Origin of the sequence: Paenibacillus sp. FSL P4-0184 (assembly GCF_038004625.1) — a bacterium.
GTDB lineage: Bacteria > Bacillota > Bacilli > Paenibacillales > Paenibacillaceae > Paenibacillus_AQ.
In genome coordinates this window covers 1,765,803-1,788,054 of sequence record NZ_JBBORN010000002.1, presented here as the reverse complement: position 1 = coordinate 1,788,054, position 22,252 = coordinate 1,765,803, and the positions used below count along the sequence as shown (strand labels likewise).

The following is a 22,252-nucleotide window of genomic DNA, read 5'->3' as shown; positions in this document are numbered from 1 at the left end:
AATGCAAATCACATTAAACCGTAAAGACAATTCAACAGTAGCTTTGATTTCCAGCGAAGGTATTGTAATTAATAATGTAAATGATGCACTCGATCTAATGGCAAACGTGAGATATCAAGAATGCGATAAAATGATTCTAAGAAAAGAGCAAATCACAGATGATTTTTTTGAGTTAAAGACGGGCCTTGCCGGAGAGATTCTTCAAAAGTATACAAACTATCAGATGCGAGTTGCTATTGTGGGAGAATTTACTGGCTATAATAGTAAAAGTCTGAATGATTTTATTTACGAATGTAATCAGGGGAATAAAATATTGTTCAAGAGTACAGAAGACGAGGCATTGGCAGCACTTCATCAAAGTTAAATGTGAACTTGAAACAGAGAGGGGACTTATTGTGGAGGCTAAAATCACGTATGAATCGATCGATGACTATATTTCCAAGTTTCCATCTGAGATTCAGGAAATCCTTAGTACAATAAGAAAAGTAATAAAAGAAACGGCACCTGATGCGATTGAAAAGATTAGCTATCAGATGCCTACTTTTACACTGCACGGAAATCTGGTGCATTTTGCGGCTTTCAAAAACCATATTGGATTTTATCCAACGCCTAATGGTATTGACGCTTTCAAAGAAGAATTATCAGTCTATAAAGGAGCAAAAGGATCCATTCAATTCCCTCTTAATCAGCCGATGCCCTATGAATTAATTAGTAAGATCGTGAAGTTTAGAGTGGCTGAGAATATCAAAAAAGCTGAAGATAAGCGTAAGTAATTGGTGTGTAAAGAAAACATTGTCCACTGGCACATCTGAAGCTTTCGATCTACTCTGGTTTCAGGTGTGCAATTCTTACGTGTTATCATGTACCCGATACTGAACGACGAACAAACGACAGGATAATATCCTGTGAGTAGTCTCCGAAACCACTTCCGAATAGATTAAGTCCTCGTCTATTGAGGGCATCCTCGCGAATCTCAAATCGTACTCGAATGGGCTCATTAAATGCCAGCTTCAGTGAGCTAATTGTAGTAGGGGAAGAAGCAGTTCCATTTATTTTGCTACCCTGTTCTGAGATACTCCACTCTGTCAGCATTCCATATTCTGTACCACCCTTCCATCGTTCGGGTGTTAACTTTCCTTTCCGGTTACCGAAATCTGATGGACAAGTCCAAGTACCGACATGTAGGTCATTTATAGTTAATGTGATGTCACTTGCCCAATCTTCCCGAAATGCAGGTGCTTCAGAACAAACCTCAGCCGAAATCCGAATCTCATCAAGCTCGACACCAGGGGGTAGTGGATTGGCAAAATAGTATTCGACATACCCAGAGTCAGCGAACCATAAGAGAGATGCATCAACTCGTTCCGGCATGTAGAATACCCGTGGATCATCCTGAGAACCGATGACTCCGCCGTCTTTTCCAGCCATACCACAAGAGGGTTGAATAGAACAGTGGGAGAACATCCCGATGGGCATATGTATTTCTTCCGTTTGATGCAGACCATCGCCTAGCTTCGAAGGAAGATCGAGATGGATGGATCGGCAGGTGACCGCGCATATTTTCTCGCGATTTGCACCCTGTGTAGATGAGATTAAGTTAACTTGCTCAAGGGTCTGTACATTGATTGAAATTGTTGGTTGAGCTACGCCAAGTGTCTCGGCCAATTGACTGACACTCATGGGCTTGTCACCAAGGGCTTCAAGAATGCGGACTCTGACATCTCCAGAAAGTGCTTTAGCAACATCTAAGATGCGTGATGCGGGGTATCGTATCGTTTCTTGCGAAATATCATTCATTGGTTGTATTCCTTTTCGTTAGGATAGGTTGAGGATATTGTACACTGAAGATTCTATATTGTAAAATTATAATATACATTGCGAATTTTATATACTGGTGCTAAAATGAGCTCAACTTCTTATTTTGAAAGGCTGTGCTCATATCATGACAACTTCCGTACTGAATGTTGAGAGTCTTCCGATTCCTCGTCCCGAACATCCGCATCCACACTGGCAGCGCAACGAATGGATGAATTTGAATGGGGAATGGTCATTTAGCTTTGATCCGAGCAATGAAGGAATTAGCGAACATTGGTATTCCAATTCCGAAATCGCTTACAGTTCGATGATTACTGTTCCTTTTTCTTGGGTAAGTCCATTATCAGGTATTGTCAGTGATCATAAAGGGATAGGATGGTATCGGCGGACTTTGAAATGGCAGACTACCGACTCTCAGACACGACTATTTTTGCGATTCGGGGCAGTGGATTATTCATGTGACGTTTGGATTAACGGAGTACATGTTGGTTCACACCAAGGTGGATATGGTTCATTTGAGTTCGAAGTTACTCAGTACTGGTTTGAAGATTTAGACAATACAATTGTCGTTAGAGTAGAGGACTTCGATCATGATTACCAAGCACGTGGCAAACAAGGTTATGGAGAAATTCGCGGAATCTGGCAGCCCGTATGGCTAGAATCTCGGCCTCAGACTTATATGAAAGATGCTAAGTTTGTGACCACTATTGATGGGCAAGTGAACGTAACTACAAGAATCATTGCACAAGAAACTGGTACGGCAGATTTCACGCTGAAATTCGCAGAGAATTCTATATTGCATACTGAGAAAATAGATCTTATCGCAGGGGAGAATGAATTTAAGCTCTCTATTCATATAACAGATCCAATTTTGTGGAGTCCAGATACACCTTATTTGTACGAAGGCGAACTACAACTTAGCGGATCTTTTGGCACAGACACAGTCAGTACCTATTTCGGAGTTCGAGAAATCCAAACTGTGCGTTTTGATGAGCGTGGTTATCGCTGGATTACCCTCAATGGTAAGCCGATTTATTTAAACGGTACCCTTGACCAGTCTTATCACAAAACGGGATATTTCACTTATCCGTCTGATGAAGATATGCGGGATGAAATCTATCTAATGAAACGTTTGGGACTGAACTTTGTGCGTATTCATATCAAGCCAGAAGAACCACGCAAACTATATTGGGCGGATAAACTGGGTATTTTGGTGATGGAAGACATGCCTTGCTTTTGGGGAAATCCCGATGAAAAAGCACGTAACGCGTATGAACGTGAAGCACTTGAGATTATTGAACGAGACTATAATCATCCATCGATTTTCTCTTGGGTAATGTTTAACGAGACATGGGGCTTGAAGACGAACGCTCAGGACACTAGTCTGACGAGTGATTTACAGCAGCAGACTAGTTATCTCAAAGAAACACAGGAATGGGTTCGGGAAAAATATCGCTCTGCTAAACGACTAGATCCATCTAGAATCGTTGAAGATAACTCACCTTGTAACTATGATCATGTGGAATCTGATATCAATACTTGGCATTTCTACATTAATGGTTATGATCAGCTTAGATTTCATTTGAATGAGGTTGTAGACAAAACTTTCCCAGGTTCAGACTTTAACTGTATCGGAGGTAATGTACAATCTGATGCCCCGCTGATGAACAGTGAATGTGGAAACGTATGGGGTATCGAAGGCGGGGCAGGGGATAGTGATTTAGCATGGCATTACCGCTATATGATGAATGAATTCCGGCGGCATGATAAGCTATGTGGTTTCGTATTTACCGAATTTCGCGATGTTACGAACGAGTTCAATGGTTATTATCGGTTAGACGGTAGCGATAAAGATTTTGGTTATGATGCCTTTGTTCCAGGGATGACGATTTCTGATCTGCATTCTCCGGACTTCATCGTGATCGATGCACCGCCATGCCAGACAGTAAACGCAAAGGATGAAGTTAAAGTTCCACTTCTTCGTTCCAGTTTCTCAGATAAATATCATGGACAGCATTTACAGGTGAAGTGGGAACTTTGGTACGACAATTTGGGAACACGAGTTGTTACACAAAGTGAGCATATATCAGTGAAGTGGGACGGATATGGAGTAGCAGATTTACCACCACTATTTATCATTATGCCCGATCAGGATGCAGTTGCAGTGCTGGCAGTTTCTTTGATAAATAATAAGGGAGAGGTAATCACTCGCAACTTCATTACGTTTGATGTAAGAAGCGGTAATCAGGGTGTAAGGTTTGAAGGGGATGGAGATTGTATTAGTATCCCTGTTGGTGCGTATAAAGAACACAACTTTGAACAACAATGGGAAGCTATTCAATGCGCAAAAATCAATGGAGCTGGGCAAGGCCGTTATGCATATGATGTAACTCTTCCAGATGATATGGAGAAAAAGATGATTGGCGAGATCGAAATCATGTTCGAAGCCAGCGCAAAGCGAGTATTGGCTCGAAATGTTGAAGGCGCAAAGCAAAATGAAATGGGACTTGATCTCATGCATGGTGCAGATGCTAGGGTGGAGTATAATTCGAATACGTATTATATGACCGACGAAGAACGTCATCCTTCACGTGTGAATGTTCTGATAGAAGGTCAACGGATTGGCTCCTTCTATTTGCCAGATGATCCGGCTGACAGCCGAGGTGTATTATCTTGGCATTATCAGCCATTAGCGAATAAGTTGGATGAGGCGGGCTCTTACGGCTATCTGTGTAAAGTAAGTGTACCGGGGCAGTTAGCAGCTAAACTAGATCGCAATCGTACTTTCCGTTTGGAGCTTCAAGCAGAGGGTGGAGGCTTAGCCTTATATGGTCGCAATGCGGGTCGTTACCCTATAGATTTATTGATTCGTTATCGATAACATACATGGGTGAAGTTGGATCATTCAATTTTAAAAAGCAATCCAAGCCATAAGGCAAGGATTGCTTTTTTTGTGATGAGCTTATCAGAGTATGGATTAAAGCTCTTTATCATTAATGCTGTTCAGCCAACCTTCAATATCCCCAATAACGGAGCTAATGCAGCCATCTTCAAATGGTGAAGTCAGACCCGCTAGTTCAACCAGTTTAATAAAGGACTTGCTTCCACCAGCTTGGCATAGCTCCAAATAATCGCTCCAAGCAGATTTGAAATCTTCGTTCGAACGTTTCCAGAATTGGAAGGCACATAGCTGTGCTAGTGTGTAGTCAATGTAGTAGAACGGTGAGGCAAAGATGTGGCCTTGTTTATGCCAGAAGCCCCCTTGTTCCAGATAAGTGTTACCTTCATAATTACGATGTGGTAAGTATTTCTTCTCGATGTCTCTCCAAGCTTGCTTGCGTTCAGCAGGAGTTGCTTCAGGGTTGCTATAAACAAAATGTTGGAATTCATCGACAGATACCCCGTAAGGAATAAACTGAAGGCTATCAGATAAGTGATTAAAGCGGTATTTATCTGCATCTTCTTCAAAGAACAAATTCATCCAAGGCCAAGCGAAAAATTCCATACTCATGGAATGAATCTCACATGCTTCATAGGTTGGAAAAGCATATTCTGGCACATTAATATTGCGGCTTTCATAAACCTGGAACGCATGACCCACTTCGTGAGTTAAGACATCAATATCCCCAGAGGTTCCGTTGAAATTTGAGAAAATAAAAGGGGCTTGGTATTGGCTGAAATAGGTGCAATATCCGCCGCCTTGTTTTCCTTTTTTGCTTACTAAATCCACCAGATTATTGTCCAGCATGAAGGTGAAGAATTCATCCGTTTCAGGGGAGAGTTCTTTGTACATCTTCTTACCGTTAGCTACAATCCAGTCTGGATCCCCTTTAGGGGTAGCGTTCCCGGTCTTAAAGCTAAAGTTCTCGTCGTAGTATTTCAATTCATCTAGACCCAGTCGTTCAGTCTGACGCTTCTTTAACTGCTGGGAGACAGGTACGATATATTCAAGAACTTGTTTGCGGAAATTAGCAACCATTTCAGCATTATAGTCGGTACGCATCATACGGTCATAACCTAGCTGAACAAAGTTACTGTACCCAAGCTTTTTAGCTATGCGGTCACGGACCTTTACGAGCTCATCATAGATGCGGTCAAATTCAGTCTCGTGTTCTGACATAAAACCAAAACGAGCTTCAGAAGCACTTTTACGCATATCACGGTCTGTAGACAATTCGAAAGGTGCGAGTTGAGGCAGTGTACGCTCTTCACCTTCGAAAAGAATCTTGGCAGATGCGATAAGCTGGGAGTATTCAGTTGATAGTTTGTTCTCCAATTGTAAATCTTCAATGATTTCCGGACTAAACGTCCGTAGCGATACTTCAGCAAGCTGGAGTAACTGCGCACCCCATTCCTTTTCAAACTCGGCTCTATATTTGGAATGTACGAGTGCTTTGTAGTAGTCAGTTATGTATTCCTGAACGACAGGCCCGATTTCGTCCATGAATTCTTGTTCGGCTTTGTAAAATTCATCTGTCGTGTTGATAGAATGACGAACGCTAACCAATGTCTGCATCGTGTCAAACTCATTGCGAAGCTTGTTAATGGCAGTGACGGAAGCTTTTTGCACCTCTAGTGGTGATGTGTCGTTGAGATCTTTCAGCAGGGCGTTAAAGTCTTGCTTGAATTTCTCTACATCCGGACGCTCATAGCGGTAATCATCAAATTTCATAAAAAAATCAACTTCCTTTCTATACCAGATAGTCTCTATTATATAATCTGAACAGCCATTTACGATAGACCTGTGTAAGCTTTTTATGGTCGAAAAAAGAACAAATGTACAAAAGTGTAAAAACTTGTTAAGCGGAATGTGGTTTGATATTATCTATGAATATAGTAGATCTTATCAAGAGAAAATGGTCCATCCAGTTATGCGAGAGCAGATGAAGATGCTTTGGGAAGAAGTACTGAATACAATTAATGAGCGCACTCGTACAATTTAACGAAGCGAAAATAGGAGGCTCGATATAGATGAAACCCCGAATTACAGTAATAACACTATGTGTGGATGATTTGGAGAGAGCTTTGGTTTTTTATAGGGATGGATTAGGATTCCCGACCGAAGGGATCATTGGCAAAGAATTTGAACATGGAGCGGTTGCCTTTTTTGAATTGCAGGCAGGCTTGAAGCTGGCACTTTGGAATCGGAAAGATGTGGCCTATGAGGCGAAGGTTCCATTATCCCCAGCCAGTTCAACAGAAATAACGATTGGCCACAATGTAGGAAGTAAAAAGGAAGCAGATCAGGTTATGGAGCTAGCTCAAAAGGCTGGTGCGAAGATCGTTGACCCTTTACATGATACCTTTTGGGGAGGGTATTCCGGTCACTTTATGGACCCCGATGGGCATTTGTGGGAAGTCGCATGGAATCCAGACTGGGAGCTCGAGAATTAAAGGAGTCTATTCAGAGCTTTGTTACTTAGCCTCTCTTAAACCGTATTCTTAGAATACGGTTTATCTCTGTTTCTATACGAATCTTAGAATTTTTTCGCTTTACCCTCTGAACCCTTCCTCCCTCTTTTTTCAACTGCTTCAGTACAAATGTCGACAAACTTAATATATCATGATATATTATTATGTATAAAGATGAAAAAATTAGAGTCAGGAGATAACGAAAGTTATGAATGAGACAATGTCATCCAAACCGATGTATGAAAAAATATTTGATGAAGTGAAGCAGCTTATTGTAAATAAATCCTATGGACAAGGGGAGCGAGTTCCTTCAGAAAAAGAACTGGCCGAAACCTATAATGTAAGTCGGATTACGAGTAAAAAAGCTCTGGAAATGCTAGCCGCCGAGCATTTGATTGTGAGAAAACCGGGAAGAGGTTCGTTTGTGGCTGATCCGGCAGTTGACTACATAGATTCAGTTATGTCTCCTGAGACGACCTCCGACGGGACTGTTTTTAATGCCTTTAACCATGAGGAAAAGACGATTGGTCTGATTATTACTGACTTTGGCAACAGTTATGGAACAGGCTTGATTTATGGGATGGAACAGGCTTCCCGTGATAATGATTGCTTCCTCGTTCTACGAAGAACATTTGGCGTACCAGAGAACGAAGAACAGTCTATTCAGAAGTTGCTTAGCTTGGGTGTAGATGGTCTGATTGTTTTTCCAGCTCAAGGCGAATTTTTTAATGCTGAGATTCTAAAATTGGTGATCGGGCGTTTCCCATTAGTTCTGGTAGATCGCCATCTGAAAGGAGTAGCGGCTGCTTCGATCGGCACGGATAACTTAAAGGCTGCACTTAAAGGGACGGAGTACTTATTTGATCTCGGGCATACTCATATCTCTTTCCTCTCTCCACCTCCAGCGGATACGACGGCTCTTGAGGAGCGGGTGGAGGGATTTATACAAGCACATGCGGAGCGGGGGATAGCTGTAGATAAGGGGTTGTGGGTTAGTGATTTAACCTCAACATTACCAAATTCTTTTAATGATGAGAATATTGAACACGATATCTCACGGCTAGTTTCTCATTTACAAGAGAATCCAACAATAACGGCGCTTTTTGCCGTGGAATATAATATTGCCCTGCTGGCAAGAACTGCGGTTGAACGACTTGGGCTGCGGATTCCAGAGGATATTTCGATCATTTGCTTTGATAGTCCACCAACTCCACTCGGCTCGGGTTATGCGTTCACTCATTTGCGGCAGAATGAAGAAGAAATGGGGCGACTGGCAGTTGAGAATGTCCTGCAAATTATGAACGGCCAGACTGTATCAAATAAGATAATGTTGGAAGCTGAGTTGATTTCTGGTGAATCTACGGGTTCTGCTAAACCATCTAATTCTAATTAATTTTATGCGATTATCCATAAATTAGTTGTTATAAAAACCTATCTCTTTGGATGGGTTTTTTTGTTTGTTTTAGATAGATGTTTATCATTACAGAAGTATTGATATATCATTATCAATAAATAAACATATTGACATACTAATCACATGACAATATACTAATTTGTGAAAGCGCTTCAAAGGAAAAAGAAAAAGGGGGTATTATAACTGAAAGCAACCAGAGAAATCCCTGAGTCGATGAAGAAACTGGCATCTAATGTAAAAGCGCAGCTGAGTGATCGTCCAAAATTAGCCGAAATGTTCGAGAAATGTATGGCTAACACCTGGAATACAACCTTAAAAAGAATGGCGAATGGCACCACTTTTGTCATTACCGGAGATATTCCAGCGATGTGGCTGCGGGACTCGGCCGCTCAGGTTAGACCCTTTCTGATCCTTGCCTCCGAGGATGAAGAAATTGCGGACATGATTGAGGGACTTGTACTAAGACAATTCGCCTGTATTCAGCTTGACCCTTATGCGAACGCGTTCAATGAAGAAGAAAATGGGAATGGCCATCAGGAGGATCTTACAGAGATGAGCCCAGGAGTATGGGAAAGAAAATATGAGATTGATTCATTATGTTATCCGATCCAACTGGGTTATCTGCTCTGGAAGAATTCGGGCCGAACTAGTCAGTTTAATGATTCATTTGTTAAGAGTGTAGAAAGAATTATTGCATTATGGACTACTGAACAGAAACATGAGAGCGATTCCAATTATCTTTTTCAACGGATGAACTGTCCACCTACGGATACATTAGCGCGTGAAGGCAAAGGAACGTTGACAGCATATACAGGAATGACTTGGTCTGGATTTCGTCCTAGCGATGATACCTGTGAATACGGGTATTTGGTTCCTGCAAATATGTTCGCTGTGGTTGTTTTAGAGTATGTGAGTGAAATTGCCCGAGAGATCCTAAGGGATCAGGAACTGGAATTGAAAGCTAGAAGACTTTCTGAACAGATTAATGAGGGAATACGCCAGTATGGAATCGTAGACCACCCAGAGTTTGGGTCAGTCTATGCATATGAAGTAGATGGCCGTGGACAAGTGAATTTGATGGATGATGCAAATGTGCCGAGTCTGCTCTCAATCCCTTATTTGTCTTATGTGAGTGCCGATGATCCTATCTACAAAAATACCCGAAAGTTTATTCTAAGTAGCAATAATCCTTATTTCTTCGCTGGAAAGGAGGCTTCAGGTATTGGAAGTCCACATACGCCTAGTCGTTATATCTGGCCTATAGCTTTAGCGATCCAGGGTATGACATCTACCAGCAATGAGGAACGGGAATCCTTGCTTAATCTGCTGGAGAAGACAGATGCGGGCACCGGATTTATGCATGAAGGGTTTCATGTGGATAATCCTGACGAATTTACACGTCCATGGTTCTCTTGGGCAAATATGATGTTCTGCGAGCTAGTGCTTATGCGCTGCGGGTTACAAGTTAAGCGGGGTTAATGTCTACAAGTTTTTCAATCGACTCTAAAGGGGATAGAGAACATGAAAAAATGGCTGGTTACCACACTTGCTTTGGTTATGACAGCTTCACTTGCTACGGGCTGCGGTGGCAGTAATGGATCTACAGGTAAAGAGTCCGGAAATGCGAGTAAACCTGGGAGTGGTGAAGGAAAAAAGACGGAGCTTACCTTCTGGGGGGATTGGGGCGGTGAGGGACAGAAACAATTTGAGACTATGGTCGATGCCTTTAATAAATCTCAGGATAAGATTCATGTAAAGTATGTGCTGCAGCAGGATATGATCACGAAGTTCCTGACTTCCGCAACCAATGGCGGCACTCCTGATGTGCTGTTTTGGGATCGCTGGAGAACTTCATTGTATGCTCCAAAAAACGTCCTGCATACGGTTGACGAATACTTAACGCGTGACGGAATTTCCAAAGATGACTTCTACAGCGAATCCCTTCGTGAGCTTTCATACGATGACAAATTATATGGGCTGCCGCTTACGGTAGATGCTCGTGCTCTTTTCTATAATAAGAAGCTGCTCGCAGATGCAGGACTTCAGCCTCCAACAACATGGGATGAGCTAGAGACGGCTGCTACGAAGCTCACCAAATGGAACGGCAACAAATTAGAAATTGCAGGTTTTTCAATGGGGGATTTGGGGCTTTTTAATATGTATCTCCAACAGGCTGGCGGCACCATGCTTACGGAGGATGGAAAGACCAATTTTAATAATGATAAAGGCAAACAGGTGCTAGAGTTCTGGGATCGCCTGATGAACAAAGATAAGGTGTATAAAGTAGGGTTTGAGCTTGGACTTGGGGAAGGGCAAGATGCTTTTGTCACAGGCAAGGTTGCTATGTTGTATTCCGGTCCGTGGATGCTCAGCACTTATAACAAATATGGTAAAGATCTAGATTATGGAATCGTTCCCCCTCCAGCTGGACCAAACGGGGATAAAGGCAGTGTTATGGGTGGATTTGGTCTGGTGATTCCAGAAGGCTCCAAACATAAAGAAGAGGCGTGGGAGTTCATTAAATGGTGGACAGCGAACAAGGATAACGCATTGCTCTGGGCCAAGACCAGTCTGAATCTGCCTGGCTATAAGCCGTCTATGGAAGATCCATTCTTCAAAGATGATCCCAAGTGGCAGCCATTTCTAGAAACACTGGAGTTCGCTAAGGTTCGTCCAAACCACCCTGGTTATTCCGTGATGGAAACCGACGCGTTGGCACCCAATTTGCAGCTAAACCAGCAGAACAAGCTGAGTATTGACGAAACCTTGAAGAAATCACAAGAAGAAGGCGACAAAATGCTTAAGGATAATGAGGTAGCGAAGTAATAAGTAAGACATTTGAAGTAAGGGGGAGGTCTTGCCTCCCTTTTGCTTAGGAGGGGGTAGCTGAAATGGCTTCCATCAGAAAGCTAGAGAAACATCAGGCGCGGACGGCTTATCTGTTTATTACACCCACGATATTGTTGTTTACAGTATTCACGGTCATCCCCGTGGTAATGGCGTTGTATTTAAGCTTTACCAATTACGATGTACTTAGTAGAAATGATTGGATCGGTTTTGATAACTATCGCCGTTTGATAGAAGATAGTTTGTTATGGAAAACATTCCGAAATGTATTTTTTTATTCTATCATTTTCGTTCCGCTAAATATCCTGATTTCGCTGCTCCTCGCGATTCTACTTAGTCGAAGCTGGCGTGGGGTGAAGTTGTTCCGCACTCTGAATTATCTGCCGACTCTTACATCCGCCGTTGCTGCTGCTACCGTTTGGATCTGGCTTTTGCATCCTGAATTTGGTTTGGTTAACGGATTGTTGTCCTATGTTGGGATTACAGGTCCAGCTTGGTTATCCGAGACCCGAACGGCGATGTTGTCCATTATTATGCTTACCCTCTGGCAGTCGGTAGGTTCTAATATGATTATCTACTTGGCAGGTCTGCAAGGTGTGCCTGACTATTTGTATGAATCCGCAAGGCTGGACGGTGCCAATAAACTGGATTGTTTCCGGTATATTACTTGGCCGCAGCTACGTCCTACGACCTTTCTAGTCAGCACGATGGCAATCATTGGTGCGTTACAGTTGTTCGACCAAGCTTTTGTGCTGACGCAGGGTGGTCCGGCGAATATGACGAAGACTCCGGTTTATCTGATCTATCAACAGGGCTTTAATCAATTGCAAATGGGGTATGCGTCTGCACAAGCTTTTGTGCTTGCTGTGGCGATTCTCATATTCTCACTTATAAACATGCGGATCACAAAGGCGGAGGAGTCCATTGTATAAGCCGGGCTTGTCATGCAGAAAGGGGATAGAGGTATGGATACTAGTGGAAGTTCGTTATTAAAAAGACGCTTAAGTAAATCTATATATTATATAGTGTGCATTGTTATTGCAATCGTAATGTTTCTACCTTTCTATTGGAGTGTACTTACATCCCTGAAGCCGGACGAAGAAATATTCGCCATGCCTATTCGGTGGTTTCCTTCACATTTGACCTTAGAGCATTATCGTAAGGCGTTTACAACGGTTCCATTTGCCCTCTTTTTCTGGAATTCACTTGTGCTTGCTGTAGCTGGTGTACTTGCGAATCTGTTTTTTGGTTCGATCAGTGGCTACGCATTCGCAAAGTTGAATTTTAAGCTCAATAAGCCAATATTCCGCGTGCTGCTAGCGGCGATGATGATACCGGGCATAGTGACGATGATCCCTACAGTTTATGTCATGCGTCATATTCCATTTTTCGGAGGTAACGATATTTTTGGCAGCGGGGGGAACGGGTTGATGAACTCCTTCTGGGGGATTATTCTTCCGGGAGCTTCAGGAACTTTTGCTGTGTTCTTTATGCGGCAATTCTTTCTTACCCTACCTAGTGACATGATGGAAATGGCCCGGATCGAAGGCTGTGGAGAGTTTAAGATATTTTGGCGTATTTATTTGCCGCTGACCAAACCAGCGCTGGCGACTTTAAGCATCTTTACTTTTCAAGCGGGCTGGAACAGCTTCCTATGGCCCATGATTGTACTGAATGACCCGGATAAAGCAACGATCCAGATGGGACTTCAAGCGTTCTCCTATAATTTCCAAACGGATTACGGTCCAATGATGGCTGGTGCGCTTGTTGCGATCTTGCCGATATTGGTGCTCTTTCTGGCACTTCAGCGTTATTTTGTGCAGGGGATTGCATTCAGTGGCATTAAAGGTTAATTCAATAAAAATCGAATCAGGGAGAGAGTTTATATGAACCAATTGGAGATCGGGATTTGGGAGGAACGGGCGAATCAAGCACAAGCCGCGCTGGATTCATTATTCTGGAATGACGCGATCAAAATGTACAATATAGAAACACCTTGTCCAAACGGAGAATGTAATACCATTTTTCATTATTGGTGGATGGCTCATGCTGTGGATGTATTGGTAGATGGATTACAGCGAACTAGAGAGGAATGGTATGCCGAACGGCTTTCCGCGCTTCATGAAGGTCTTTTGCGACGAAATGGGGGAGTGTGGCCCAACGAGTTGTATGATGATATGGAATGGATGGCTCTCGCGTGGCTCCGTGCCTATCAAGCAACAGGAGAGGAAGTTTATAAAGATACAGCCCTTCTTTTATGGGAAGACATTCAGACAGGCTGGAACGAGTATATGGGTGGTGGGATCGCTTGGCAGAAGTCACAGTTGGATTATAAAAATACACCTGCCAATGCACCAGCAGCTATACTGGCGGCTCGTTTGTATCAAGCCTTCGGTGAAGCTGAGAATCTAGAATGGGCGCTAAAAATTTATAGATGGCAAAAAGAGCAACTGGTAGACCCGACGACGGGTTTTGTATGGGATGGCATGAATCGCACGGGCAATGGCCAGATCGATAAGGATTGGAGATACTCCTATAACCAAGGTATCTATATTGGCGCAGCTGTAGAACTCTATCGTATCACTAAGGACCCATCCTATTTGGAGGATGCTCGATTAACTTTTTCCGCTGCTGCTCATGAGCTTGCTGAGGCTAAGGGCGGTGTACTTCCAGACGAAGGAAATGGAGATGCTGGATTGTTCAAAGGAATCCTGATTCGGTATACGGCAGAATGGGTCAAAGCTGATGCCGCAGCTGTTGAAGCTGTCGATTTTCTGCTTAGGAATGCTGAATCTCTCTGGGAGCAAGGAAAGTCAGAGGACGCAGCTTTGTTTGGCACAGATTGGACTTTGTCATCTACTGGTGTAATTCAGCTCAGCTCCCAGCTTAGTGCAATGAAGTTATTGGAGAAGATGGCTGAATTAACTAAGGATCAGATTTGAGGTGAACTTTTAATGACACAAGCAAAAGAAGCCCTAGAAGCGCTTAACTGGCAGGGAAGGTCGGAGTGGCTCCAACAATGTCTAGAACGTAATTATTATAATGCGGAGCCAGGCATCATGAATCAATGGTATCCCAGAGAGTATAACGTTGCAGGTGAGAATTTTTATTATTGGTGGCAGGCTCATGTCATTGATATTCTAGTGGATGGCTACGAGCGTAGCGGAGATCCTGCATATTCACTGAGAATCAAGGAATTGAGTGAACATCTCCAAGCTTATAACGGTGGGACTTTCAGGCATAATTACTATGATGATATGGAATGGACGGCATTGGCGCTGCTACGAGCTTATCGGGCAACTGGATATGAAGCCTACTTAGACGCTGTGCTAGATCTATGGGAGGATATAAAATCAGCTTGGAATGAACATTTTGGAGGCGGTTTGGCCTGGAAGAAGGATCAGCTCGATTATAAAAACACACCTGCCAATGCACCAGCCGTCATTCTAGCAGCTAGGTTATATGAACTTTTTCAAAAGCAGGAGGATCTGGAGTGGGCACTCCGTATCTATGAATGGAACAAAACATATTTAGTGGATCCTGCGACTGGTTTTGTGTGGGATGGAGTGAACAGACTCGGGGATGGCCAGATCGATTTCGATTGGGAATTTACTTATTGTCAGGGAGTGTTTCTAGGTGCGGGCTTAGAGCTGTATAAGAATACGGGGGATGTCCATTACTTAGAAGATGCGAATCGAACTGCTAATACTTGTATTGATCGTCTATGCGATCCGATGAATATGATGTTGCCTGATGAAGGCATCGATGATACTGGATTATTCAAAGGGATTCTGATTCGTTATCTGGTTCAACTTTGTGGAGAGGTTCCTGAGGCTAGCAGGATTCGTGAGGTAATCATGGCCAATGCTCAGCAGTTATGGGAAAAAGGTCTGGATAAACAGTTGGGTCTTTGCAGTCCATCGTGGGAATTGAAACCGGAGCTTCCGGTTCAACTGAGTATTCAACTCAGTGGCTTGATGTTGCTGGAAGGAGCCGCTGTACTCATGAGGGAGTAACTTAAAGGCGTATAAAGAAGCTTCTCTTTTTAAAAGGTGCATTGATCTTCCATTTAAAAAAAGAGAGGCTTCTTTTTTGTTATTTTAAGTTAATCGTTTATCTGTTAGAAAATCCGATGTTTCCAACCATTCAATTTAGTGACAGCTTCAATATAATAGTAGTCTCCATACATCAGCGATACATCGATAAAGGAAGTGCCGCTGCCCGTTCCATGTAATAAAATTGCTTCATGCTCTGGCTGCTCCCAAGTCGCGTAATTTTCGGTCAGTGAGCGGAGAATTCGCTCCGCTGCATTAGCGTAGAAGCTTTTTTCGCCTACAGGTACGATCGCTGCAAGCTCTAACAAACCTGAAGCGGCGATAGATGCCGCAGAGTATCTTTGAACATCCGTTCGTCATCCGCTAGACGGAAATCCCAATAAGGAACTTGATCCTCAGGTAAAGCCGAGATGAAATAATGGGCAATCCGCTTAGCGGTGTTCAAGAACCGTTCATCTCCACTGTGGCGATAGGTATTGATGAAGCTGTACAGCCCCCAAGCCGTTCCACGGCTCCATGAGGATTCAGCTGAATAACCTTGACCGCCAAAATTCTCAATATATGCCCCGGTCTCCGCATCGAAAGATAGAATATGTTTGGTTGATCCATCCTCGCGAATGCCATATTGCATCGTCGTCTCTGCATGGCTAATAGCAATATGCTTATACCGTGGATCACCAGATACTTTGCTGGCCCAGAACAGTAGAGAGATATTCAACATGCAGTCGATAATTACCCAGCCATATTTATCTTCATTCCATGCGCGGATGAATTTGCCTACAGGATTATAGCTGGCAGCGAGGAAATTCGCCGCTTCAATCCCCCTACGCAGGGCATCTTCGTCACCCGTAATCGTATGTTTGATTACACCCGTCGGAAGGAATTGAAATCCTACATCGTGATGCATCTCAACCGTTGGTTTGATAAACCATTCCTCCAAGGTTCCGTCCCAATACCAAGCGGCTTCCTTGTATAAGTCTTTTCTGGTCATATCATGCATGATCCAGAGGAGCCCGGGCCAGAAGCCTGTGGTCCACCAGTCTGAACCAATATCATCAAATTTTCCATCTTTTCCTGCAAAATGTGGGCATTTGTCACCAATCTGCTCTACCATCTGTTCTACTTTTGTGTCAAGTCTGCACATAAGCTCTTGCCAATAGGATGATGTCATAATTACTGCCTCCAGTGTGGTGGTTAAGATATTATGAGTATAGCTTTCCTAGTGGCTGAAAAGTTTTGTTTTGATACAATGAAATGTTTGAATATTGTCATGATGTAGGGTTGGAGGATGGTGAAAATGTTGGCAGGTTCTCCGCAACATGTGGATCAATATAGAAGATGGATCTTTCAAAAGGACAAGCGGGAGAGACCTCAGAATAGATCCGGTGCAGCTGATAGGGCTGGAAAAAGAATAACATCCCCCTGCGGATATCGTACATCTGCTGATTGACAACAACATTTCCCTGACCGCCATGCACGAACATGATTTCACAGCATTGATGCCAGTGATAATAACCTTTGTAATAGTCGTCTGTATATATTTTGTAATCCCAAACTAAGGTCTTATGTTCTTCAAAAACAACGGGTTCGAATAGTTGCTTCATAGGCCCTCCAAGATGACAAAATACAAACATTTTTTTAATTCCATTATAACTTTAAGGGTTATGAAAGCGATACAATAAAAATGAATTGAGTAATTCTATCGGGAGACAGGTCGCCATGTTAAATTACATAAACAGAAGCCCAGAATCCAGAATTCAAAATCTTAAAGCTGAACTCGACTTAAAAACTGCAAAAGTGCAGTTTTTATCAGTTAATTAGGTGTTGGTTAAGGATATTGCTGCAAATATACAGGAATATGACTCTAAATTAACCTTGGTTATCTTAAAATTAGTGAAAAACTGTATTTATGCAGGAAAACTCCTCCGTGGATGAATAAAGGACTTAAAAGATGTAAAATTGCAGGATTTCTACAAGCGGTTCATCGCGTTGGGCTGGAGTTCATACTTTACAACATATTTCCCTTCTGGTCCGGTTACAGGTGAGAGCACCCCTTTGGTGCAGAGGGAATGCAGCATTCGAACGGCTGATCGATGATTGATATTTAAATGAATCTCTACATCAATTGGGCGTAATGGGCGAGCAAGCGTATAGGCAAGTCGGATGATTTCCCGTTCCGCCACACTCTCCAGACTAACTGGAGAAGATTCTGACTGATATCGGCTAAGCAGCATTCGCAACAGTGTCATGCAAATCTCGGGACGACTAGCGACGTCGTCGTATGCAAATGAAATAACTTGAAATCCCATTGCAGATAAGAAGGTTTCTCTGTTCAATTCATTACAGTATTTATTTCTATCCATATCTCGAACATGTGGACCAAAACCTTTGATTTCGATGACTAGCTTCACATACCGAGTGATGTATGCAAAGTCACAGAAATAGGATTGACCCCGCCAATCGAGCACTTCGAATTCTGGATGTAGATCGTCAAAATTCAATCGAAGAGACCACCAAACGTTGCGGCAAAATAGCTTCTCCGCTTCCCGATGTCCACGTTCCAAACGACCTTTGCGTTCCCCTGATCTTTTTTGTAAATGGTATAGAATAAATGAAGCATGCGCCGTTTCGAAGTTCATCTTTAATCATTCCCCCTTAATCAACAAAAGAACGTCCCGATCCATTCAAAAAGGAATGAATCGGGACGTTCTTCGTCTCGTACATTTAATTATAGTTAAGATTCTATTAGTTGACCAGACGAATAGGACTTTAAAAACTTCATAAATCAGTAGCTTGATTTCCGCATTCTTTTGTTGATTACAAAGAAGGGGATTTGAGTGGCTTTAATATGAAAATGATGATGGAATGTACAACTTTTATTTAATATGTGATACAATTAAATTGCACACAAATTAAATTAAGGGGAGTTAATCAAATGATCATAGCAGGTAATATCATGGTCGGTCTCGTTGCGTTAATACATATTTATATTGTCTATTTGGAAATGTTCGCTTGGTCAAAGCCCAAAGGGCTTCGAGTTTTTGGAATGACGCAGGAAGTTGCGGATGCTTCTAAAACTCTAGCAGCGAATCAAGGGTTGTATAATGGATTTTTAGCTGCTGGTTTAATTTGGGGACTGGTTCATCCGAATGTGAATTTCGGCCACCAAGTTGTAATCTTTTTCCTCTGCACTGTTATAGTGGCGGCGATTTATGGTGCACTGACGGTGAAAAAATCTATTTTGTTTATGCAAGGCCTTCCAGCTTTCATCGCTTTAATACTAGTAGTTTCGACTTATTTTCCTGTGACTTAAGCAGAAGCGGCAACTAACTGTTTGCGAGAAAAACCCTTAAAAAAAGTTAATCCAAATTAAAAAAAAAGGGCTGTTTCCCGGCAGGTAATTACCTGTCAGGGAAACAGCCCTTTTTATGTCTTACGTCTTCACGAGGGGAAGAGCTATTTATTGAATAGAGGCGGCATAAATCGCTTCGACAGATTTGGAGAGGAGCGCGTTAAACTCTTCGTCTGACTGCCCGGAACTTAATCCTTGCGATAAAGCACGTGAGAAGCTGGCGATTAATCCTTGATTATGGGCGAGCTTATCGTTGGCCTCAGCTTGAGTGTAACCGCCGGACAAAGCGACAATTCTTAAAACGTGAGGATCGTCCATTAACTCGCGGTAGAAGTTATTCTCCGTGGGTATGGAGAGCTTAAGCATGACCTTTACGTCTTGGCCCAGCTTAGACAATTGAGCTGAAAGTTCTTCTTTTAACAGCTTTTCCGACGCTGTTTTATCAGCAGAATGGATATCAACCTCAGGCTCGATAATCGGAACCAGTCCCGCTTCTAAAATTTGCTTGCCGACTTCAAACTGCTGTTCAACCACTTTTTTGATGCCGGAAGGATTGGCTTCTTTAATCACCGAGCGCATTTTCGTTCCAAAGATATTCCGTTCGTTGGCCCGCTTCAGAAGATCACTTAAGCCGGGAATTGGCTTCATGAGCTGTACCCCGTTTTCTGGCTCGGCAAGTCCTTTATCGATTTTCAGAAATGGGACAATGCCTTTTTCCTCCCACAGATAATCAGCAGTATATTTTCCGTCGATGAGACGGTCCATTGTGTTCTCAAATAAGATTGCACCCAGTATATTCTTCGAATCAAATGCAGGGCTTTTGATAATGCGCGTTCGCATCTCGTGAACCATTGCATACATTTGATCTTCATTTGAGTAGCTGTCCTCTTTAATGCCATATTGCAGCAGCGCTTTAGGTGTACTTCCACCACTTTGGTCCAAGGCAGCTATAAATCCCTGTCCCGTCCGAATTCGATCCCATTGCTTCATATTCATGAAAAAATCTCCTTCCTTTCGTAAACTGAATGGAAATTCATGCGTTCTTTAATTATAACACTTAAAATACTGGCCTTAAACAAGAGGCAGGGTGAACAAGGAGGTAACCGTCCTACATGAAGTGGTAGCAAGCAAAGAATTAAGGACTTCCGAGTCCGATTCAACCAAGGAGATCAGCGCGAGTTGACGTAAAGGACTGCATTGCAGCTATTTGTTTAGTTGGCGCATTTTTGAGAGAAATCGGACTGTATAGCTCTTATCATCTCTCCGAAGCGTACTCTGATAATCTTCCTCGAAGATGACCTTTTTTATGCTTAAAAATCTAAGTTGAGATTAAAAGCAAGATCGATTTGTAATATTTTATGGACGTAGTCCATTTCAAAATGATTAATTACTTGAAGTTAGTTTGAAGATACGAGCGAGCACGAGTAAAGGTGGCGACTGGAAATTTTATTCTTGTTACAAAGTGGCTGTTGTGATGATTTTCTAATCGGAGGGTGTGGATGGGATTTGGCTAAAGCCGTACTGGGATTGAGATTTTTCTTTAATCAACGTGAATATCCGAGTAATTTAATGCGAATGATCCAATACTATTTTCTTTGTGACATTAATCATAATTACCAATTCATAGCTTTGTGAAAATAATAACTTTTCGTAAATGTCGAAATGAGGTTGACGTATGAAAATATCAGTCGTATGATTGATTCTACTGAGTATGTTAGTAATTAAAAGTAAGTATATAAATAATGTATAACAACAGGAGGAATGAAAGTGGAATCATCAACATTTGTGCTATTCGGCGCTACAGGAGATTTGGCAAAACGTAAAATCTATCCTGCACTATATAACCTCTTTTTAGATGGTCAAATTTCAGGTCCTCTTTCTGTGATTGGATTAGGAAGAAGAGAAGTTTCGAACGAAGCCTTCCGTAAGCAAGTACTGCAATCCTTACAGACTTTTTCTAGACAACCAGCCGTTGACTCACCGCAATTGCAGGTGTTCTTGGAGGCTTTTGAATATAGCGTACTAGACGTAGGGAATACCGAAGATTACTCCAAGCTGCTAGAGCATGTTAAACGTCGCGAGCAGTTGCTCAATATTCCGGAGAATCGGATGTTCTATTTGTCTGTGGGTCCTGAGTTCTTCAAGGAAATCGCAGCTAATATTCACTCAAGCGGTCTGGGTTCCACGAAAGGCTGGAAGCGTCTGATTATTGAGAAGCCTTTTGGCACAGATTTGAAATCTGCAAGAGAGCTGAATGATAGCTTGAATGCCGTATTTACTGAAGAAGAAATCTTCCGGATTGACCACTTCCTAGGTAAACCGATGGTGCAGAATTTGGAAGTTCTGAAGTATTCTAATCCAGTGCTAAGAGCGCTGTGGAAAAATAGATATATCGCGAATGTTCAAATTACGGCGAGTGAGACTGTCGGCGTTGAAGAGCGGGCAGGCTATTATGATAAAGCTGGCGCACTTCGTGATATGTTCCAGAACCATATGCTGCAGTTGATGATGATGATGGCAATGCAGCTTCCCAAAGGCAGTACACCTGAAGAAATCCGTGGGAAGAAAATATACGTCATGGAGCATCTTATTCCAATTAGCAAAGATGAGGTTAATAAACATGTTGTCCGTGGACAATATACAGAAGGTGAAATCAAAGGGAACCCTGTTGCAGGTTATTTGAATGAGCCAGGCATTAACCAATCCTCGCAAAATGAGACGTTTATCGCAGCGCGTTTATTTATAGATGATCCGCTCTGGAATGATGTACCTTTCTATGTTCGTACAGGTAAGAGAATGAAGGAGAAATCCACACGTATTGTTATTGAGTTTAAAGAACCGTTTAATGATAGTAATAACTTGAATAAAGGAAATGATGTACCGAATTTACTGATTATCGAGATTGGACCGAATGAAGCCATAACGCTACAACTTAACACGAAAGATCAGCTGCAAAAAGGAAAGCTTGAGCCTGTCCGCGCTACTTATGAAGCGGGTACTTCAGATGTTCCGGAAGCCTACGAGAATCTAATCTTCGATGCACTTCGTGGAGATGCTACCTTCTTCGCTCACTGGAGAGAAGTAGAACTGTCTTGGCAGTGGGTTACACCTATTCAGGAAGCGATGGAAGAGGGGCTTATGCCACTTCACACATATGCTTCAGGTTCATATGGTCCAGATGCGGCTATGGAGCTATTGGGTGAAGATCGCTGGTGGTTCGATGAGGCAGATCAGGAGACAGAAGTTCTCTCTGCTATGGCAGAAGTTGCAGCAACAGAGGAATCTATACGGCCAGGGGCGTAAGCCCCTGCCTGTTTTTTTTACCAATTTTGGAGAAATTACATCATAAGAATCTAT

20 protein-coding genes are annotated in these 22,252 nt (G+C 42.6%); 13 read left to right on the top strand and 7 right to left on the bottom strand.

The window, feature by feature from the left end:
- Nucleotide 1: 1 nt before the first annotated feature.
- Nucleotides 2-364 carry a DUF4180 domain-containing protein gene (locus MKY52_RS29790; RefSeq protein WP_076283444.1) on the top strand — a complete coding sequence of 121 codons (363 nt, stop codon included), beginning with the start codon at nucleotides 2-4 and terminating at the stop codon, nucleotides 362-364.
- A 28-nt stretch (nucleotides 365-392) separates the two neighbouring features.
- Nucleotides 393-773: an iron chaperone gene (locus MKY52_RS29785; protein WP_042194061.1), complete on the top strand. Its 381-nt coding sequence runs from the start codon at nucleotides 393-395 to the stop codon at nucleotides 771-773.
- 85 nt (nucleotides 774-858) lie between these two features.
- On the opposite strand, the gene MKY52_RS29780 is transcribed toward MKY52_RS29785, so the two are convergent.
- Nucleotides 859-1,797, bottom strand: coding sequence for an ArsR/SmtB family transcription factor (locus MKY52_RS29780; protein WP_042189014.1), 939 nt, complete (start codon nucleotides 1,795-1,797; stop codon nucleotides 859-861).
- A 145-nt stretch (nucleotides 1,798-1,942) separates the two neighbouring features.
- Here MKY52_RS29780 and MKY52_RS29775 point away from each other — a divergent pair, with 145 nt between their 5' ends.
- On the top strand, nucleotides 1,943-4,696 hold the full coding sequence (locus MKY52_RS29775; RefSeq protein ID WP_341055465.1) for a glycoside hydrolase family 2 protein: 2,754 nt from the start codon (nucleotides 1,943-1,945) through the stop codon (nucleotides 4,694-4,696).
- Between the two features lie 96 nt (nucleotides 4,697-4,792).
- On the opposite strand, the gene MKY52_RS29770 is transcribed toward MKY52_RS29775, so the two are convergent.
- Nucleotides 4,793-6,487, bottom strand: a complete 1,695-nt coding sequence (locus MKY52_RS29770) for a M3 family oligoendopeptidase (protein WP_341055462.1) — start codon at nucleotides 6,485-6,487, stop codon at nucleotides 4,793-4,795.
- 299 nt (nucleotides 6,488-6,786) lie between these two features.
- Here MKY52_RS29770 and MKY52_RS29765 point away from each other — a divergent pair, with 299 nt between their 5' ends.
- The 8 genes from MKY52_RS29765 (at nucleotide 6,787) to MKY52_RS29730 (ending at nucleotide 15,504) form a co-directional block, all read left to right on the top strand.
- Entirely contained in the window at nucleotides 6,787-7,209 is a 423-nt protein-coding gene (locus MKY52_RS29765) for a VOC family protein (protein ID WP_341055460.1), read from the top strand.
- Nucleotides 7,210-7,435: 226 nt separating this feature from the next.
- A complete protein-coding gene (locus MKY52_RS29760) occupies nucleotides 7,436-8,620 on the top strand; it encodes a GntR family transcriptional regulator (RefSeq protein WP_341055459.1) in 1,185 nt (394 codons plus the stop codon).
- Between the two features lie 234 nt (nucleotides 8,621-8,854).
- Nucleotides 8,855-10,120 carry a glycoside hydrolase family 125 protein gene (locus MKY52_RS29755; protein ID WP_341055457.1) on the top strand — a complete coding sequence of 422 codons (1,266 nt, stop codon included), beginning with the start codon at nucleotides 8,855-8,857 and terminating at the stop codon, nucleotides 10,118-10,120.
- A 42-nt stretch (nucleotides 10,121-10,162) separates the two neighbouring features.
- Nucleotides 10,163-11,467: an ABC transporter substrate-binding protein gene (locus tag MKY52_RS29750; RefSeq protein ID WP_341055455.1), complete on the top strand. Its 1,305-nt coding sequence runs from the start codon at nucleotides 10,163-10,165 to the stop codon at nucleotides 11,465-11,467.
- A 65-nt stretch (nucleotides 11,468-11,532) separates the two neighbouring features.
- Nucleotides 11,533-12,420 (top strand): carbohydrate ABC transporter permease, encoded by an 888-nt coding sequence (locus tag MKY52_RS29745; protein ID WP_076298808.1) that lies wholly within the window; start codon nucleotides 11,533-11,535, stop codon nucleotides 12,418-12,420.
- A 33-nt stretch (nucleotides 12,421-12,453) separates the two neighbouring features.
- Nucleotides 12,454-13,341, top strand: a complete 888-nt coding sequence (locus MKY52_RS29740) for a carbohydrate ABC transporter permease (protein WP_340970470.1) — start codon at nucleotides 12,454-12,456, stop codon at nucleotides 13,339-13,341.
- Between the two features lie 33 nt (nucleotides 13,342-13,374).
- Complete coding sequence (locus MKY52_RS29735; protein ID WP_341055453.1) at nucleotides 13,375-14,430, top strand: glycoside hydrolase family 76 protein; 1,056 nt, start codon at nucleotides 13,375-13,377, stop codon at nucleotides 14,428-14,430.
- Nucleotides 14,431-14,442: 12 nt separating this feature from the next.
- Nucleotides 14,443-15,504: a glycoside hydrolase family 76 protein gene (locus tag MKY52_RS29730; protein ID WP_341055451.1), complete on the top strand. Its 1,062-nt coding sequence runs from the start codon at nucleotides 14,443-14,445 to the stop codon at nucleotides 15,502-15,504.
- Nucleotides 15,505-15,608: 104 nt separating this feature from the next.
- On the opposite strand, the gene MKY52_RS29725 is transcribed toward MKY52_RS29730, so the two are convergent.
- The 4 genes from MKY52_RS29725 to MKY52_RS29710 all read right to left on the bottom strand — a co-directional run bounded on the left by MKY52_RS29725 (nucleotide 15,609) and on the right by MKY52_RS29710 (nucleotide 18,182).
- A complete protein-coding gene (locus MKY52_RS29725; RefSeq protein WP_341055449.1) occupies nucleotides 15,609-15,851 on the bottom strand; it encodes a hypothetical protein in 243 nt (80 codons plus the stop codon).
- Complete coding sequence (locus MKY52_RS29720; protein ID WP_341055448.1) at nucleotides 15,845-16,714, bottom strand: glycoside hydrolase family 88 protein; 870 nt, start codon at nucleotides 16,712-16,714, stop codon at nucleotides 15,845-15,847. The genes MKY52_RS29725 and MKY52_RS29720 overlap by 7 nt, the downstream gene beginning before the upstream one ends.
- Nucleotides 16,715-16,811: 97 nt before the next feature.
- Nucleotides 16,812-17,147, bottom strand: coding sequence for an AraC family ligand binding domain-containing protein (locus tag MKY52_RS29715; RefSeq protein WP_341055447.1), 336 nt, complete (start codon nucleotides 17,145-17,147; stop codon nucleotides 16,812-16,814).
- A 366-nt stretch (nucleotides 17,148-17,513) separates the two neighbouring features.
- Entirely contained in the window at nucleotides 17,514-18,182 is a 669-nt protein-coding gene (locus MKY52_RS29710; protein WP_341055446.1) for a DUF559 domain-containing protein, read from the bottom strand.
- Nucleotides 18,183-18,478: 296 nt separating this feature from the next.
- Here MKY52_RS29710 and MKY52_RS29705 point away from each other — a divergent pair, with 296 nt between their 5' ends.
- Entirely contained in the window at nucleotides 18,479-18,856 is a 378-nt protein-coding gene (locus tag MKY52_RS29705; RefSeq protein ID WP_042188986.1) for a DUF1304 domain-containing protein, read from the top strand.
- A gap of 147 nt (nucleotides 18,857-19,003) precedes the next feature.
- On the opposite strand, the gene MKY52_RS29700 is transcribed toward MKY52_RS29705, so the two are convergent.
- Nucleotides 19,004-19,891, bottom strand: a complete 888-nt coding sequence (locus MKY52_RS29700; RefSeq protein ID WP_341055445.1) for a fructose bisphosphate aldolase — start codon at nucleotides 19,889-19,891, stop codon at nucleotides 19,004-19,006.
- 771 nt (nucleotides 19,892-20,662) lie between these two features.
- On the opposite strand from MKY52_RS29700, the gene zwf reads away from it, so the two are divergent.
- Nucleotides 20,663-22,198, top strand: a complete 1,536-nt coding sequence (gene zwf, locus MKY52_RS29695) for a glucose-6-phosphate dehydrogenase (protein ID WP_341055444.1) — start codon at nucleotides 20,663-20,665, stop codon at nucleotides 22,196-22,198.
- Nucleotides 22,199-22,252: the final 54 nt, after the last annotated feature.